Below are 14,474 nucleotides of genomic sequence, written 5' to 3'. Positions count from 1 at the left end.
TATTGGGGAATAATTAACGTGTCCCAAGATGATCATATAATCAATAGAAAAATTTCGCGCCAATTGTCACTGGCAGAGCAAATCCATAATCAAACTATCGCTCACAGTTGTTTAAGTATCGTATTGATACTATTTGGTCTATATACCATCAAAGCCTTTTTGTTTTCCCTGATTTGGGGAATTATCTTTGCCATAGCATGCTGGCCATTTTACAAAACTGTCAAGCAAAAATGGCCCTATGAACGATTTAATTTTATACTACCCTTTATTTTTTCCTGTTTTATTACCCTGGTTTTTCTTCTTCCCCTGGGTTTTATAGCACTTGAGGCGACAAAAGATTTGCAAACAGGCATAAGTTGGGTCATAAAAATTAGTCGTGAGGGTTTACCACCACCCGAGTGGCTTAATAAAATCCCAGTTATAAACAATAATATCATTCACTGGTGGAAAGAAAACCTTGAAGATCCATCTTCTGCCTCGACACTAATTTCCAATTTGCATCTAAGTCATGGAGTATATGTTACACAAAAAATAGGATCACAAATCCTTCATAGAGGTTTACTGTTTTTCTTTTCAATTTTAACCTTATTTTTTATTTTTAAAGATGGAGAATCAATTATTCATCAATGCAAATCAGGTTCGAGACGATTGTTTGGCAAACAAGGGGAAACAATTGCTCAACAAATGATCTCATCAGTTCATGGAACAGTTTCGGGACTAGTTCTGGTCGGGCTAGGACAGGGTATCATTCTCGGAACCCTATACTATTTTCTGCATATACCGCATGCGGCATTGTTGGGCATATTGACAGCCTTGGCTGCAATGATCCCCTTTTGCCCCCTGATTGCCATTGGTATAGTTGCGTTTATCGCTTTTTTTCAAGTTTCCTATTTGATCGCTTTAACTATACTGATTGTTGGCTGCATCATTATTTTTATTGCAGATCATTTTATCAGACCAGCTTTGATTGGTGGCTCAACAAAATTACCATTTATATGGGTATTAATCGGTATTTTGGGAGGGCTGGAATCTTGGGGAATGATTGGTTTATTTATCGGTCCAGCGATAATGGCCGCCATAATTATGTTATGGAATAATTGGACAGCTGAAAAAAGAAAATATTAACGAATATCGGGCAGGCGGGATTCGAACCCACGACCCCCAGTCCCCCAGACTGATGCGCTACCAGACTGCGCTACTGCCCGTCAAATCTATACAGCCATATAGCAGTCAATTTTATTTGGATCAATATAAAATTAAGCCTTAGCTATTATTTTTCTTAATTCTTGCAACTCAACCAAAACATTTTTTAATGAATCAATCAGCACTGATTTTTCATTTTTCAATTTTTCCAATTCCTTACGTAAATCTTGCTGATTATTTTCAGCTGTATTTGTCAGATCATCATTTGGGGATTGAGATTCATTTGTTATCGATATATCAGATTCCGATTTAAAATTTAATTGTTCATTATCCGAAACTTTATTATTCAATAATTCTTCTTGTAAAAGACGCTGAACACCTTTTATCGTATATCCTTGGATATATAAAAGTTCAGATATATACTTTAGAAGCGTTATATCTTCAACACGATAATAACGACGACCACCACTTCGTTTTATTGGTTGTACCTGAGGAAAACGCGTTTCCCAAAAACGCAGAACATGTTGGGGTACATGAATTTCATCAGCCACTTCACTAATAGTACGGAAAGCCCCAGGTTCCTTTTTGGTAACTCCATTATCTTCTGAATCAGGATCTACTTTTTCATTCGATTGACTAATAATCTGAGCAGAGTTACCTTGGGTCATTATTTATCCTTTCAAGAAGATTTTTTAATCATACCCTCATTAACATTTTTTTTCAATTTCTGACTGGAGCGAAAACTCAAAACATATCTGGGTTCAATTTCAACCTCGACACCTGTTTTAGGATTACGCCCAATTCTGTTTCCTTTTCTTCGGACAGAAAAAGTACCAAATCCACTGATTTTAACCGAATCACCCTTTTCCAAGGTTGTAACGATTTTTTCCAAAACCGTTTCTAGCAATTGAGCTGATTCACTACGGGATAAGCCAATATGACTATAAAGTTTTTCAATTAATCCTGCACGAGTTAAAGTTTGCATAGTCTAAAATAATTACAATCCGTTACTGAAATGACAAGTCTAACACCATTTATTCAATAGTGTTACCAAATAAATTCTGAATTATTTTTAAATTAATTTTTTAAAAATATATTTACAATCTTACCAATGCAGACCCCCAACTTAAACCGCCTCCTATTGCTTCAATTACGATTAAATCACCTTTTTTCATACGATTATCTCTCACTGCTTCATTCAAGGCCAACGGTATGGATGCCGCAGACGTATTGGCATGCCGATCAACAGTTACAATCACCCTTTCAGAGGGTAATTTGATTTTTGCACCCATACGTGAAATAATCCGTAAATTTGCTTGATGTGGAACCAACCAATCAATATCACGATATATTAGATTGTGATCATTTAGCGCTTCTTCAATAACCTCGGATAGTTTTGTTATTGCATGACGAAAAACTTCCTGTCCTTTCATACGTAAAAAGCATTGATCTTGAAATTTTGCTGGTGTGCCTTCCACATATAATAAATCCGCATATTGACCATCCGTATGAAGATAGCATCCAAGAATTCCTCTCTCGGTCTCCGTGTTAACAGCACTTAAAACAACAGCACCCGCACCATCACCAAACAAAACGCAGGTCCTTCTATCCTTCCAATCAAGAATTCGAGAATACACCTCACTACCTATCAGCAATACATTTTTTGCCTGTCCACAACGAATAAAATTGTCTGCAACTGATAATCCAAATACAAATCCAGCACAGGCAGATGAAACATCAAATCCAAAAGCCTTTTTTATTCCAAGCGCTTTTTGAATTTCAACCGCAGTACTTGGAAATATTTTGTCAGGTGTACAAGTCGCGACAACAATTGCATCAATATCCTGCACACTCATCCCTGCATATTCAATTGCCTGCCTTGCGGCCTCAACAGCCATGGAAACACATGTCTCACCTTCCGAGACAATATGACGTTCGCGAATACCTGTACGTTCACGAATCCACTCATCAGATGTATCTACCATCAATGTCAAATCATCATTTGTTAAGATACGCTTAGGTAAATATCCACCAAATCCAACAAGTTGTGAACGATAAATCATTCCTATAGAAACCCTTTAATTTAATATAACCGCTATTACTGTGGATTTACCTGTGATAAACCCGTAAGGATTTCTTCATAAAATCCGTGCTTGATCATATCCATCGCAACATCCACGGCATATGCAAAACCTTCTTCATCCGTACCTCCATGAGATTTCACAACAACCCCGTTTAGACCTACGAAAATTGCCCCATTGTAACGTTTGGGATCCAGCCATTCACGCATACGTTCCAATCCGGGTCGAACAAACAGATAGCCCAACTTTCCTCGCAAGCCAGAACTGTAAACTTGTTTTAAAAGGTGAAAAACGAGTTTGAGGGCACCCTCACCTGTTTTTAATGCAATATTTCCAGTGAATCCATCTGTAACAACAACATCTGTTGTACCTGCCGTTATATCGTGTCCCTCTACAAATCCATAAAATTGTCCGGACAAAGGGCTATTCCGCAACACTTCGGCTGCATTTCTAAGACGATCATCACCCTTCAATTCTTCTGAACCAACATTTAAAAGTCCAATTGTGGGTTTAGGCAAACCAAGCACAGCTTTTGCAAAAGCGTTACCCATTATGGCAAAATCAACCAAGTTTCGACTGTCACAGGAAACATTCGCCCCCAGATCTAACATTACAATATCACCTTTAGCTGTTGGAGTAATCGCAGCCATTGCCGGGCGTGCAATACCAGGCATCGTTTTAACGATAACCTGTGCCAGTGCTAACATTGCACCACTGTTTCCGGCAGAAACAACCCCTTTGGCTTGTTGCGATGCAACACTTTGCATGGCAAGACGCATAGATGAATTTCGTAATTTCAAAGCGGAAGTAGGTTTCATTTCCATTGGAACAGCCACGTCTGTATGCTGAACATCGCATATTTTGGCTGCCTTGGAATATGTTTTCAGTAACGGAGACAATTTTTCTTTATCTCCGATTAACAGTATTTTTGCTTCTGGATGTCTAACGGCTGTAATCTCAAGACCCTTGATAACAATTTCAGGGGCATGATCCCCCCCCATTGCATCAATCGCAAGATCATATTGAGGCTTCGTTTGAATATCTGATTCTGCAGTCATAAATACAGTTACAATTTATAAAAACCATTAAACTTAACATCAAAATGTTGTTATCGGTATTTATAATACGCTTTCCAGTCTTATTGATGTACTGCGGTCTTCAAAGCATCTCCGGCAGCGACGACTTCACGACCATCATAATAGCCACAGTGGCTACATACATGATGTGGACGTTTCAGTTCACCACAATTTGCACATTCACCATAAGCCTCAGTGCGTAAAGCATGATGACTACGACGCATTCCACGACGTGATGGTGACGTTTTCTTCTTTGGAACAGCCATGGGATCCCTCCTATCCTAATTTATCTAATAATTTAACCAGTATAACCAATTTCATTCGACATGATTGAACTTTCAAATTGAAGCAACCTGTCTAACAGAATATCGGCTTTTAAGCAAGCTTGAAAAAGCGTATCAAGGTTTCCCTAACACTTTTGAAAAACAATATACTTTAATTGATTAAAATAACAAGAATATTAATATACAAATATATTATAAAAAAATAATTTTTAATCCTTTTTCAATTTTTCCAAAATTTTAAATGGACTGTCTTTTTTACATTTAGTCCCTTGTATTTCCAAATCTTTCTCTTTGATTATCAGTTTTTTTTCAACATTTGGCTTATGAGGATAAGGATCCAGTAATAATGCTAGTTGCTGTGCGGTTACTTCTCCAATGTCAATATAGTCATTATCATAAGGAATGATATCTGGATCATCCAGCTCCTCCAGTTCACTTGAAACTTGAGACAAAGGTATAAAAATCAACTCAAATCCATCTTCGATATCAACCGGAAAATCCTCTAGGGAAACAACACAATTTTGTATTATGCTGCTTTTCAGTATTCCCTGCGCCCTTATATGCCCACCATGAAAATAAGCCAATTTATAAAAACATGACAAAGAAAGAATTTCAGGAATTGAAAACCGCTCAGCCAAAGCCTTTCTTTCTGATTTATTTGCTTCAATGGTAACCCTGAATTCTTTTTTTTGTATTTGATTGATAAATATTTTTTTTGAAAACTCGCAACAGTTATTCATTTTTTTCTTTCTAATGTTTTTTTTTGTTGCAGTTTAATTTAAACTACAATACCTCTTTAATTATAAGATTAATTTTTCGTTTAACTTGAGGATCATGTATTCATTATGCCTTCCAGCTTCAACAAAAAACCTCTTGTATCCCTTCTTAAAGATAAATCCTGTCCTCAATTTAAGCAAAAAACAAGCAAGAATATTATTTTAGGTTCCTTAATCTCTTGCAGCCTATTATTTTCCGCCTGCTCAGTTCTCTCCCCCCCTCCAATGCCAAGAGGAACAATAATTGAAAAAAATGACCTTTCTGCATTAAAAGTTAACAGTACCAGTAAATCAGATGTTATCGACATTTTGGGATCTCCTACAACCTACGCGACATTTAATAATAATAACTGGATTTACATATCGATGATGACTCATCTTGTCCCGCTTTCCTATCCAGGAATAAAAAAACAAAAAGTGCTCTCCTTATATTTTAATGAAAGTGGGACATTAACAAAAATTCAAGAATTGGGTAAAAGAGACGCTAAAAATGTCAGCATGGTATCAGAGGTAACTCCAACTCCTGGAACAAAAACTAATTTTTTCCAGCAATTATTAGGAAATATTGGCAAATACTCTCCACTAAGTGCAATGGGACTTGGAAGTACCTTCGGACCGAACAGTAACGGTGGTCCTTTCTCAAGCAATCCACTTACAACGGGTGGACCTGGCAGCTCAGGAAATACATTGCCATAAAACTATCTGGGTATAAATATGATTACTCTCAGCCCTCCCAATGGGCTGGTTTCTAATTTTATATCACCACCATGTCCCTGAATTATATTTTTCGCAATAGACAATCCCAATCCGGTCCCTTTTTGTCTATTACCTGTCTCAAATGGCGTGAATACACTTTCCCTTCTTTCGATTTCAATTCCTGGACCGTCATCATCGATGATGAACTGTATTCCTTTTCCTTTCATATGAACCCTTAGTTTTACATCCCCCCCATATCTTTTAGCATTATCTAAAATATTGGAAAAAACTCGGCGTATGCTATGAGGTCTAATAATCAAATCTGGCAGGTCATGATCAATTTCAACTGACAAAAATCGTGTATCAGCCCGAGATGCTGCTGCAACACAATCTTTAATTAACTGAGAAACATCTGTTAGAACCGGTTCTTCCGTTCCTTCACCCCTTGCAAAGGAAAGGTAAGCAGAAATCATTTGTTCCATTTCCTCAATGTCGGTAATCATTTCCAAGATATCTTGAACCTGTTCCTCAGCATTAAACATTCCTTTTTGAGGGAGCATGGCTAAACTCAGCCTTAATCGAGTCAAAGGCGTTCTCAAATCATGAGAAACGCTTGCCAATATAACAGTACGTTGTTTGACATATCTTAAAATTCTTTCACGCATGACATTAAAGGCAATTGCTGCATTCCTTAGTTCTCTTGAACCATCAGGATGTAAATTACCTGGATCAATCCCTTTACCAAATTTTTCAACAGATCTGGATAATCTTCGAATGGCCCTGAACTGTATCCACGCAAAAACAGAAGTCATTATAAACAAAACCAAGGCACTTCCCACAATCCAGAAAATAAAAAGCCAAACACTACCAGCCGTTAATTTTTTTTTGGGTATTAGAATGTCCACTACACTTTGTTTTAATTCTATGGATATCTTGACCTGATCTTTTATACTGAACCAGTCAACAACAAACCGTTCATCAAGTCGATCCGTCAGGGTTTGATTGAGAAGCTCATCAACAGGTCCGATAATATTCGATTTTTTTCTTGAGTTTCCAAGGAATATTTGACCTTTGCGCCAGGTAATCGAGTATTGAAAATATTTTTGTGCATCCTCAATAATTTGATTGCATTTTACTCTCGAATTAGTTTGGTTAAACTGATTGACGATGAACTCAACCTCACTGCCAACAGTATCTGTCAAACGACGAGAAACAGTACTAAGATAATTACCATAAAACAATTCCAGTGAAATTGTTTGCGTAACAATCAATGGAATTAAAATCATCAAAAGTGAACGACTAAATAAAGAGCGCGGCAAAATTCGTCGTACAGTGCGTTCAACAATAAATTTACGATTTATAAAATAATTTGGAATTTTTAAATTCGTATATGAATTTTTCACAATTATATTTTCTGTTATTAATTAATTTTTCAATATCCAGGTTTTAAAACATACCCTTTACCCCTTACGGTATGTAAAAATTGCGGTTGTCGAGGGTCCGTCTCAATACGTCTTCGTAACCTTGTTACTTGAACATCAACGGCACGCTCACCAATTTCCTCCATTCCAATTTTTTGAACGATTTCCTCACGGGATAAAATCTCATTAGGTTGCGCCGCCAATACCCTTAACAAGGCTATCTCCCCCCCTGTTAAATGAATAATGCCATTTTTATCGCATAACAAATTTCGAACAGGGTCAAACTCCATATTTCCAAGACGAATTAAACGTATATTTTCCGCTGCAATGGGTTGCGTCAATCGGCGAAACTGAATTTTCAGCCGAAGCAACAACTCTTTGGGTTCGAAAGGTTTTCCCAAATAATCATCTGCACCAGCTTCCAATCCAGCTATGCGATCTTCCGGTTCTCCCCTGGCTGTCAAAAGGATGATCGGCATATCCTTGCCTTCCTCCCGAAGGGAATGTGTCAATTGCAAACCATCCTCACCTGGCATTGTAACATCCAGTACCAATGCATCAGGTTGCAAAAACTTTAACATTTGACGCGCTTCATATGCTGATTCCGCTCCACTGATCCGGAAACCATTTTCACTTAAATAACGCTGTAACAACCGGCGTAAACGCGGATCATCATCAATAACTAAAATATGTAAAATATCTTTTTCGTTTGGTGATTTGTTATTTTCCGACATTATTTTTATCTTTAATTTTACGAATGGTAAGATTTTCTAGCATTTTTTTGGATTTTTTACTGATCATACCATATAATATACGCTGGAATCCTTCTATATATGTATTATTGGAAACCTCTCTAAAAGCGCGAACAAATTGTTTGCGTTGAAGACTAAAAAGTTCCTCCTCTAGTTTTTTCCCTTTTTTTGTCAAGAATAACACTTTTTTCCTGCGATCTGTTGGAGTTTGCTGAAAATAGACAAAATCTTGTTCAAGCGTCTCTCTTAATACGCGATTCAAACTTTGTTTTGTAATTCCAAGCATTGAACATAGCTCACCTACCGAAATCCCAGGATAATGACAGATAAATTGCATCAATCGAAAATGAGCCAACCCAATTCTATATTCATCTAATATTGGTTCAACGATAGACATGGCTTCATGATGGATAAAAAAAAATATATCCTGCATAAATCGAATTTTATCTTCATGCAGAAATAATAACTCTTCACCAGCTTTGTATAAAGGTAAATCAAAATTTATAGAACGAGACAAATAAAAAACTTTATATAAGTTGAAAACCGTGAGACAATAATAATCTATTTTCTTTTTAAATAAAATAGAGTATGTTTGCGGTAAACTTATAACAATTATAAACATTGATATACACTATATACCTTATTACTTAACTTTTAACTTTAACAGGAGATGATGACCAAGTGCAGGTTTTGGTTAGAGACAATAATGTTGATCAAGCTTTGAAAGCTTTAAAAAAGAAAATGCAACGCGAGGGAATTTTCCGTGAAATGAAACTTCGTCGCCATTATGAAAAACCCTCTGAGCGACGTGCCCGTGAGGCTGCAGAAGCTGTAAGACGTGCACGTAAAATGGAACGTAAACGTTTGGAACGTGAAGGTTTTTAAACCGCAAAAGTTTTATTCTTATAAAAGAAATTAAATGATATTTCTTTTATAAGATATATTCTAAAGTAAATTTACATTTTACAATATCAGTTCTTATCACCAAAAATCCATTAATCTAAATTGAGCAAATAATATTAGATACGAATTAAATTTGCCCAAAATATTATATTGATAATGTTGATTACCAGCATTTCCTATGCTGAACATAACCTTACATATCGTTGTAATTGATCTTATTCATTTAATGAATAATAATTTATCAAAAGTTATGTTAAAAACTTTATATTCAATATTTTTAATTTTTTCCATTTAAATGATCAAGAATAAGTTTTCCCATCTCTTGCGTGTTAACCTCTTTTTTTCCCATACTCATAATATCCGGTGTACGATAATTTTGGTTTAATACCAATTTACATGCATTTACGATTTTCCGTGAATTTTGTTGTTCATTAAATGAATATTTCAACATCATCGCCAAAGAAAGAATTTGTGCCAAGGGGTTGGCTTTTCCTTGTCCAGCTATGTCTGGAGCACTGCCATGAATTGGTTCATACAATGCTGGAATAACCCCATTTGACTGTTTCTCCCCTAGTGTAGCTGAAGGCAACATACCCAAACTTCCCGTCAGCATTGCAGCCAAATCTGACAGAATATCCCCAAAAAGATTGCTGGTCAGAATAACATCAAATTGTGAGGGTTGACGGACCAATTGCATTGCACAATTATCTGCTAACATATGAGATAAATTGACATCTGGATACTCTTTTTGGTGAATCTCTGTCACCACTTCCTTCCATAAAAGACCGCTTTCCATCACATTACATTTATCAACAGAACAAACATGATTTTGGCGTTGACGAGCCAACTCAAAAGCTACACGGGCAATTCTTTCGATTTCTTTACTTGTATAAACTTCTGTATTGATTCCCTTACGAGTTCCGTCAGGTAATGTTTCAATTCCTCTGGGAGAACCAAAATAAACGCCTCCTGTGCTTTCGCGAACAATCATTAAATCCAAACCCTTAATGATCTCAGGTTTAACTGAACTGGCCTCAATCAGAGAATCAAAAACAATCGCTGAACGTAAATTGGCAAATAAACCAAGTTCTTTACGTAAACCAATAATCCCTAATTCAGGTCGATTATTAAAATCAATATTATTCCACTTCGGTCCACCAACAGCTCCAAAAAGAACCGCATCAGCTTTTTTTGCTTTTTCAATAACCTCTTGAGTTAATGGTATTCCATTTTGATCTATGGATGCACCTCCAACCACTTCATATTCAAGCTTGAAAGATAACGTCGAGTTTTTATCTGCCCATTCAAGTACTTTTACAGCCTGTTCCATGATTTCTGGACCAATCCCGTCCCCTGGCAATACCAAAATTTTTTTTTCTTTTGTCATAAAAATTCTCGCAATAATAAAAATAATTCAATCTAAAAACTAATACCTATTTTTGAAATTAATTACATATGAAAAATGGCTCAGTTAAATAAATGAACCATTTATGAATAGAATTAATTATATATTATGTTCATCAATTACTATCTCAGGAAACCAGGGTTGCTTTTCTTTTCTGTTGTTTTCAAAATTTTTAATTGATTCAACATGTTGCATGGTTTGACCAATATCATCCAAACCTTCCAAAAGCAATTGACGGCGTAATGGATCAATTTCAAATTTAATTTTTTCACCATCAGGTCGTATAATTTCTTGATGTACCAAATCAACCGATATACGAGCATTTGCTCCCATTTTGGTATCCTCAACCAATTGTTCACAAATTTCCCTAGGCACCTTTATCGGCAATATTCCGTTTTTAAATGCATTATTAAAAAAAATATCCGCAAAGGAAGGTGCAATTACACATCGTATTCCAAAATCAAGCAAAGCCCATGGCGCATGTTCCCTGGACGAACCACAACCAAAATTTTCATAACTGATTAAAATTTTCGCCTGACGATACGGGTCACGATTAAGTATAAAATCTTTTCGTTCATTTCCATTATCATCATAACGCCAAGAATAAAAAGCGAATTTACCCAAACCACTTCTTTTGGTCGTTTTGAGAAAACGAGCCGGTATTATTTTATCAGTATCAATATTTTCTTCGGGTAATGGAGCTGCAATTGCTGTCAAACTGTCAAATTTTTCCATCACATCATATCCCTTACATCCGTTAATTCACCTTTGATTGCAGCAGCGGCAGCCATGGCTGGAGATACTAAATGTGTTCTACTGCCAGGACCTTGACGACCTTCAAAATTACGATTGGATGTGGAAGCACATCTTTGTCCTGGTTCCAAACGATCTGGATTCATTGCCAAACACATGGAACAACCAGCTTCACGCCATTCAAAACCTGCCTCTTTGAATATTTTATCCAATCCTTCGGATTCAGCTTGTTTCTTAATTAATCCAGATCCGGGTACAGCCAATGCCCAGACATGATCTGCAATTTTATGCCCTTTAAGAATATATGCCGCAGCCCGAAAATCTTCTATACGACTATTTGTACAAGAGCCAATAAAAACAGCGTCAATTTTTGTACCGGCAATCGGTTGACCAACTTTCAGATCCATATAGTTCAACATGCGTTTTTTTCTTTTACGTTGAGATTCATCCTTCAATTTTTCTGGATCTGGCACTTTATCTTTAATAGATATCACATCTTCTGGACTTGTTCCCCATGTTACCATAGGATCAAGATTGTTGACGTCTATATCTACAACTTTATCATAATGCGCCCCATCATCAGAAGCCAAACTTTTCCAGTAAGCTACAGCGTCATCAAAATTTTTCCCTTTTGGTGCAAATGGACGCCCCTTAATATATTCAAAAGTAACTTTATCAGGTGCTATAATCCCGGCTCTGGCACCAGCTTCAATAGCCATGTTGCACAAGGTCATCCGCCCTGCCATATCAAGATTTCTGACCGCTGAACCAGTAAATTCTATTACATGTTCTGTTCCACCAGCTGTACCAATTCTTCCTATAACAGCAAGAATAATATCTTTCGCACTTACACCTGGTTTTAATTTACCTTCAATATTAATCTTAAAATTCTTGGCTGGTTTCTGTAGCAAGGTTTGAGTTGCCATCACATGTTCAACTTCTGAAGTTCCGATACCAAAAGCCAGCGAACCAAATGCACCATGGGTAGAAGTATGACTGTCACCACAAACAATAGTCATACCTGGTAATGTTATCCCTTCCTCGGGTCCAACAACATGGACGATCCCCTGACGGGCAGATTTTAATGGAATGAATGGGACACCAAATTCCCTAACATTTTTCTCTAAAACTTCTATCTGATGACGACTTTCTCCTTCCTCCATCGGTTTATCCCGATCTGTTGTGGGAACATTATGATCAATAACTGCCATCATCGCTTCCGGACTGTGAATTTTACGTCCAGCCAACCGTAACCCTTCAAATGCCTGCGGGCTAGTAACCTCATGAATTAAGTGACGGTCAATATAAAGGAGTGCCGTACCATTTGGAAGTTGTTTTACCACGTGACTATCCCACAACTTATCAAACAAAGTACGAGCTTTCATTTTTTTATCCTTTTAAAATTTTATATTCAATAAGTTTATATATCCAAAATATCAAGAAACTAAAATAATTTATTCTGATAATTTTTATAAATTATCAGAATATAAAATAAAAAATCAGTTCAACCTGTTAAACAGATTCTGTTTTTTTATTAACATCGCGATTACGTTCTGCAATACGGGCTGACTTACCGCTACGACCACGCAAATAATATAGTTTTGCGCGACGAACATGACCATGACGGACAACCGTAATCGCAGAAATTGTTGGAGAATAAAGAGGAAACACACGTTCCACTCCTTCACCATTTGAAATTTTACGAACGGTAAAATTACTATTTAGTCCCTTATTTGAACGTGCAATTACGACACCCTCATAAGCCTGAACACGTTTACGTTCCCCTTCAACAACACGAACATCAACTCGTACTGTATCCCCAGGGAAAAATTCAGGAATGGCACGATCTGCTGTTAAACGAGCAATTTCGTCAACCTCATATTTTTGAATAATATCCATCATCTTTTCCTTTAACAATATATAAATTCAGTCATTATTTTTAAGGTTACTGTTACGCTGGTAACTGTCCCACAAATCTGGTCTGCGCATTCTGGTCACCATTTCAGCCTGTTCTTGACGCCATGCAGCAATTGCCCCATGATGTCCTGAAAGTAAAATCTCGGGCACGTCATATCCCTGCCACTTGGCAGGTTTCGTATAATGCGGATATTCCAAAAGACCTTCAGAAAAACTTTCTTCTTCCCCACTGGTATCAGATCCCATAACACCAGGTAACAGACGTATGCAGGCATCCATTAAAACAAGTGCGGCAGGCTCACCACCAGAAAGAATGTAGTCTCCAATAGAAATCTCCTCTATTGAATATTTTTGAAATATCCGATCATCAATCCCCTCATAGCGACCACAAATACAATATAAACCACTCCCTGATACAAACCGCAGAATATCTTTTTGTTGCAATACACGTCCTCGCGGCGAAAAATAAACAACTGGACGATCATCCTGCGGTAAAGTAGCCTGTAAGGCAGCATCAAGTATATCCACTCGAATAACCATTCCTGCCCCACCACCAAACGGCGTATCATCAACAGCCTTATGTTTGCCATGACCAAACTGACGCAAATCATGCGTTTTCAAAGTCCATTTTTCCTCTTTTAATGCTTTGCCCGCCAGGGAAAATTCCAAAAAGCCGGGAAACATCTCAGGAAATAAAGTCAACAATTCAATCTGCCAACACATTTCCCTTATTACCTTCATTAGGTGAAACCTCAATAAAATGAGGTAAACAGATTTTTACCCATCCCGCTTCAAGATCAATTACCGGTACACATTGCTTTGTAAAAGGAACAATAATGATTTCTTTGGAATCCAGTTTGATTTCAAGACTGGTACCCGCACCATAATCATGGACATGATCAATGATACCAAACGCTTCCTTTTGCTGATTGATTTTCTGAACACGAGCCTGCAAACCAATTAAATCTACCAAATAGAATTCCTCTTCTTCCAAATCTGAAAAAGAATCTCTTGTTACGTATAACTTACGGTTTGTCAGATGTTCGGCATTTGTTCTGGAATCAACAGGATTTTTATTTCCATCATAAAGGATGGCAATTGGTTCATTTTTCCAGATTAAAGACCAGCGCTCCCCATGATTATCAATCAGTTCCTTGTAATTTTGTAGATCTGCTGCCTTTTCCAGATACGAATAAACCCTTACCAGCCCGTTAACGCCATGGGGTTTCCCGATCGTTGCAACATGAACCAACTGTTTTTTCATCAA

The 14,474-nt window shown here is 37.0% G+C and carries 18 protein-coding genes and 1 tRNA gene; 3 read left to right on the top strand and 16 right to left on the bottom strand.

Annotated elements, in window-relative coordinates; translation table 11 throughout:
• Nucleotides 1–18: 18 nt before the first annotated feature.
• The gene (locus tag GM552_RS03820; RefSeq protein ID WP_198184922.1) at nucleotides 19–1,125 is read left to right on the top strand and encodes an AI-2E family transporter; all 1,107 of its coding nucleotides are present in this window, start codon (nucleotides 19–21) and stop codon (nucleotides 1,123–1,125) included.
• Nucleotides 1,126–1,131: 6 nt separating this feature from the next.
• Here the strand turns inward: GM552_RS03820 and GM552_RS03815 are convergent.
• The 7 genes from GM552_RS03815 to GM552_RS03785 all read right to left on the bottom strand — a co-directional run bounded on the left by GM552_RS03815 (nucleotide 1,132) and on the right by GM552_RS03785 (nucleotide 5,324).
• A tRNA-Pro gene (locus tag GM552_RS03815) sits at nucleotides 1,132–1,205 on the bottom strand.
• Nucleotides 1,206–1,256: 51 nt separating this feature from the next.
• Nucleotides 1,257–1,811, bottom strand: coding sequence for a MerR family transcriptional regulator (locus GM552_RS03810; RefSeq protein WP_155565341.1), 555 nt, complete (start codon nucleotides 1,809–1,811; stop codon nucleotides 1,257–1,259).
• 11 nt (nucleotides 1,812–1,822) lie between these two features.
• Complete coding sequence (locus tag GM552_RS03805) at nucleotides 1,823–2,128, bottom strand: integration host factor subunit alpha (protein ID WP_155565340.1); 306 nt, start codon at nucleotides 2,126–2,128, stop codon at nucleotides 1,823–1,825.
• 112 nt (nucleotides 2,129–2,240) lie between these two features.
• Nucleotides 2,241–3,206, bottom strand: coding sequence for a beta-ketoacyl-ACP synthase III (locus GM552_RS03800; RefSeq protein ID WP_155565339.1), 966 nt, complete (start codon nucleotides 3,204–3,206; stop codon nucleotides 2,241–2,243).
• 35 nt (nucleotides 3,207–3,241) lie between these two features.
• Nucleotides 3,242–4,282, bottom strand: a complete 1,041-nt coding sequence (gene plsX / locus GM552_RS03795; RefSeq protein WP_155565338.1) for a phosphate acyltransferase PlsX — start codon at nucleotides 4,280–4,282, stop codon at nucleotides 3,242–3,244.
• A gap of 80 nt (nucleotides 4,283–4,362) precedes the next feature.
• On the bottom strand, nucleotides 4,363–4,566 hold the full coding sequence (gene rpmF, locus GM552_RS03790) for a 50S ribosomal protein L32 (RefSeq protein ID WP_155565337.1): 204 nt from the start codon (nucleotides 4,564–4,566) through the stop codon (nucleotides 4,363–4,365).
• A 227-nt stretch (nucleotides 4,567–4,793) separates the two neighbouring features.
• A complete protein-coding gene (locus GM552_RS03785) occupies nucleotides 4,794–5,324 on the bottom strand; it encodes a DUF177 domain-containing protein (protein ID WP_155565336.1) in 531 nt (176 codons plus the stop codon).
• Nucleotides 5,325–5,429: 105 nt separating this feature from the next.
• Between GM552_RS03785 and GM552_RS03780 the strand changes: the two genes are divergently transcribed.
• Nucleotides 5,430–6,056 carry an outer membrane protein assembly factor BamE gene (locus GM552_RS03780; RefSeq protein ID WP_155565335.1) on the top strand — a complete coding sequence of 209 codons (627 nt, stop codon included), beginning with the start codon at nucleotides 5,430–5,432 and terminating at the stop codon, nucleotides 6,054–6,056.
• Nucleotides 6,057–6,058: 2 nt separating this feature from the next.
• On the opposite strand, the gene GM552_RS09055 is transcribed toward GM552_RS03780, so the two are convergent.
• Genes GM552_RS09055 through GM552_RS03765 form a run of 3 tightly spaced genes read right to left on the bottom strand, consistent with a single transcriptional unit; the run spans nucleotide 6,059 to nucleotide 8,746 of the window.
• Nucleotides 6,059–7,459, bottom strand: a complete 1,401-nt coding sequence (locus GM552_RS09055) for an ATP-binding protein (protein ID WP_155565334.1) — start codon at nucleotides 7,457–7,459, stop codon at nucleotides 6,059–6,061.
• A gap of 29 nt (nucleotides 7,460–7,488) precedes the next feature.
• Entirely contained in the window at nucleotides 7,489–8,211 is a 723-nt protein-coding gene (locus GM552_RS03770) for a response regulator transcription factor (RefSeq protein ID WP_110438910.1), read from the bottom strand.
• Nucleotides 8,198–8,746, bottom strand: coding sequence for a MarR family winged helix-turn-helix transcriptional regulator (locus GM552_RS03765; RefSeq protein ID WP_162988571.1), 549 nt, complete (start codon nucleotides 8,744–8,746; stop codon nucleotides 8,198–8,200). Before GM552_RS03765 ends, GM552_RS03770 begins: the two co-directional genes overlap by 14 nt.
• A gap of 164 nt (nucleotides 8,747–8,910) precedes the next feature.
• Here GM552_RS03765 and rpsU point away from each other — a divergent pair, with 164 nt between their 5' ends.
• Nucleotides 8,911–9,114, top strand: a complete 204-nt coding sequence (gene rpsU / locus GM552_RS03760) for a 30S ribosomal protein S21 (protein ID WP_084440514.1) — start codon at nucleotides 8,911–8,913, stop codon at nucleotides 9,112–9,114.
• Nucleotides 9,115–9,409: 295 nt separating this feature from the next.
• Here the strand turns inward: rpsU and leuB are convergent, their stop codons facing one another.
• The 6 genes from leuB to rimM form a co-directional block, all read right to left on the bottom strand.
• A complete protein-coding gene (leuB, locus tag GM552_RS03755) occupies nucleotides 9,410–10,519 on the bottom strand; it encodes a 3-isopropylmalate dehydrogenase (protein WP_155565332.1) in 1,110 nt (369 codons plus the stop codon).
• A gap of 117 nt (nucleotides 10,520–10,636) precedes the next feature.
• On the bottom strand, nucleotides 10,637–11,272 hold the full coding sequence (leuD, locus tag GM552_RS03750) for a 3-isopropylmalate dehydratase small subunit (RefSeq protein ID WP_155565331.1): 636 nt from the start codon (nucleotides 11,270–11,272) through the stop codon (nucleotides 10,637–10,639).
• Complete coding sequence (gene leuC, locus GM552_RS03745) at nucleotides 11,272–12,675, bottom strand: 3-isopropylmalate dehydratase large subunit (RefSeq protein ID WP_155565330.1); 1,404 nt, start codon at nucleotides 12,673–12,675, stop codon at nucleotides 11,272–11,274. Before leuC ends, leuD begins: the two co-directional genes overlap by 1 nt.
• A gap of 127 nt (nucleotides 12,676–12,802) precedes the next feature.
• Nucleotides 12,803–13,189 (bottom strand): 50S ribosomal protein L19, encoded by a 387-nt coding sequence (gene rplS, locus GM552_RS03740; protein WP_110438906.1) that lies wholly within the window; start codon nucleotides 13,187–13,189, stop codon nucleotides 12,803–12,805.
• A gap of 27 nt (nucleotides 13,190–13,216) precedes the next feature.
• Nucleotides 13,217–13,930 (bottom strand): tRNA (guanosine(37)-N1)-methyltransferase TrmD, encoded by a 714-nt coding sequence (gene trmD, locus GM552_RS03735; RefSeq protein ID WP_110438905.1) that lies wholly within the window; start codon nucleotides 13,928–13,930, stop codon nucleotides 13,217–13,219.
• On the bottom strand, nucleotides 13,914–14,471 hold the full coding sequence (rimM, locus tag GM552_RS03730) for a ribosome maturation factor RimM (RefSeq protein ID WP_155565329.1): 558 nt from the start codon (nucleotides 14,469–14,471) through the stop codon (nucleotides 13,914–13,916). Before rimM ends, trmD begins: the two co-directional genes overlap by 17 nt.
• Nucleotides 14,472–14,474 lie beyond the last annotated feature (3 nt).

Origin of the sequence: Commensalibacter sp. ESL0382 (genome assembly GCF_009725775.1) — a bacterium.
Classification (GTDB): domain Bacteria; phylum Pseudomonadota; class Alphaproteobacteria; order Acetobacterales; family Acetobacteraceae; genus Commensalibacter; species Commensalibacter melissae.
The sequence above is the reverse complement of the archived record's forward strand: the minus strand, read 5'-3'. Positions and strand labels throughout refer to the sequence as shown.

What these genes read in the sequence shown, in the direction of transcription:
- GM552_RS03800 (WP_155565339.1), bottom strand. Translation starts at nt 3,206, where the DNA reads ATGATTTATCGTTCACAACTTGTTGGATTTGGTGGATATTTACCTAAG.
- leuD (WP_155565331.1), bottom strand. Translation starts at nt 11,272, where the DNA reads ATGGAAAAATTTGACAGTTTGACAGCAATTGCAGCTCCATTACCCGAA.
- plsX (WP_155565338.1), bottom strand. Translation starts at nt 4,282, where the DNA reads ATGACTGCAGAATCAGATATTCAAACGAAGCCTCAATATGATCTTGCG.
- GM552_RS03805 (WP_155565340.1), bottom strand. Translation starts at nt 2,128, where the DNA reads ATGCAAACTTTAACTCGTGCAGGATTAATTGAAAAACTTTATAGTCAT.
- rpmF (WP_155565337.1), bottom strand. Translation starts at nt 4,566, where the DNA reads ATGGCTGTTCCAAAGAAGAAAACGTCACCATCACGTCGTGGAATGCGT.
- trmD (WP_110438905.1), bottom strand. Translation starts at nt 13,930, where the DNA reads ATGTGTTGGCAGATTGAATTGTTGACTTTATTTCCTGAGATGTTTCCC.
- GM552_RS03780 (WP_155565335.1), top strand. Translation starts at nt 5,430, where the DNA reads ATGCCTTCCAGCTTCAACAAAAAACCTCTTGTATCCCTTCTTAAAGAT.
- GM552_RS03785 (WP_155565336.1), bottom strand. Translation starts at nt 5,324, where the DNA reads ATGAATAACTGTTGCGAGTTTTCAAAAAAAATATTTATCAATCAAATA.
- rimM (WP_155565329.1), bottom strand. Translation starts at nt 14,471, where the DNA reads ATGAAAAAACAGTTGGTTCATGTTGCAACGATCGGGAAACCCCATGGC.
- leuB (WP_155565332.1), bottom strand. Translation starts at nt 10,519, where the DNA reads ATGACAAAAGAAAAAAAAATTTTGGTATTGCCAGGGGACGGGATTGGT.
- GM552_RS03810 (WP_155565341.1), bottom strand. Translation starts at nt 1,811, where the DNA reads ATGACCCAAGGTAACTCTGCTCAGATTATTAGTCAATCGAATGAAAAA.
- rplS (WP_110438906.1), bottom strand. Translation starts at nt 13,189, where the DNA reads ATGGATATTATTCAAAAATATGAGGTTGACGAAATTGCTCGTTTAACA.
- GM552_RS03770 (WP_110438910.1), bottom strand. Translation starts at nt 8,211, where the DNA reads ATGTCGGAAAATAACAAATCACCAAACGAAAAAGATATTTTACATATT.
- leuC (WP_155565330.1), bottom strand. Translation starts at nt 12,675, where the DNA reads ATGAAAGCTCGTACTTTGTTTGATAAGTTGTGGGATAGTCACGTGGTA.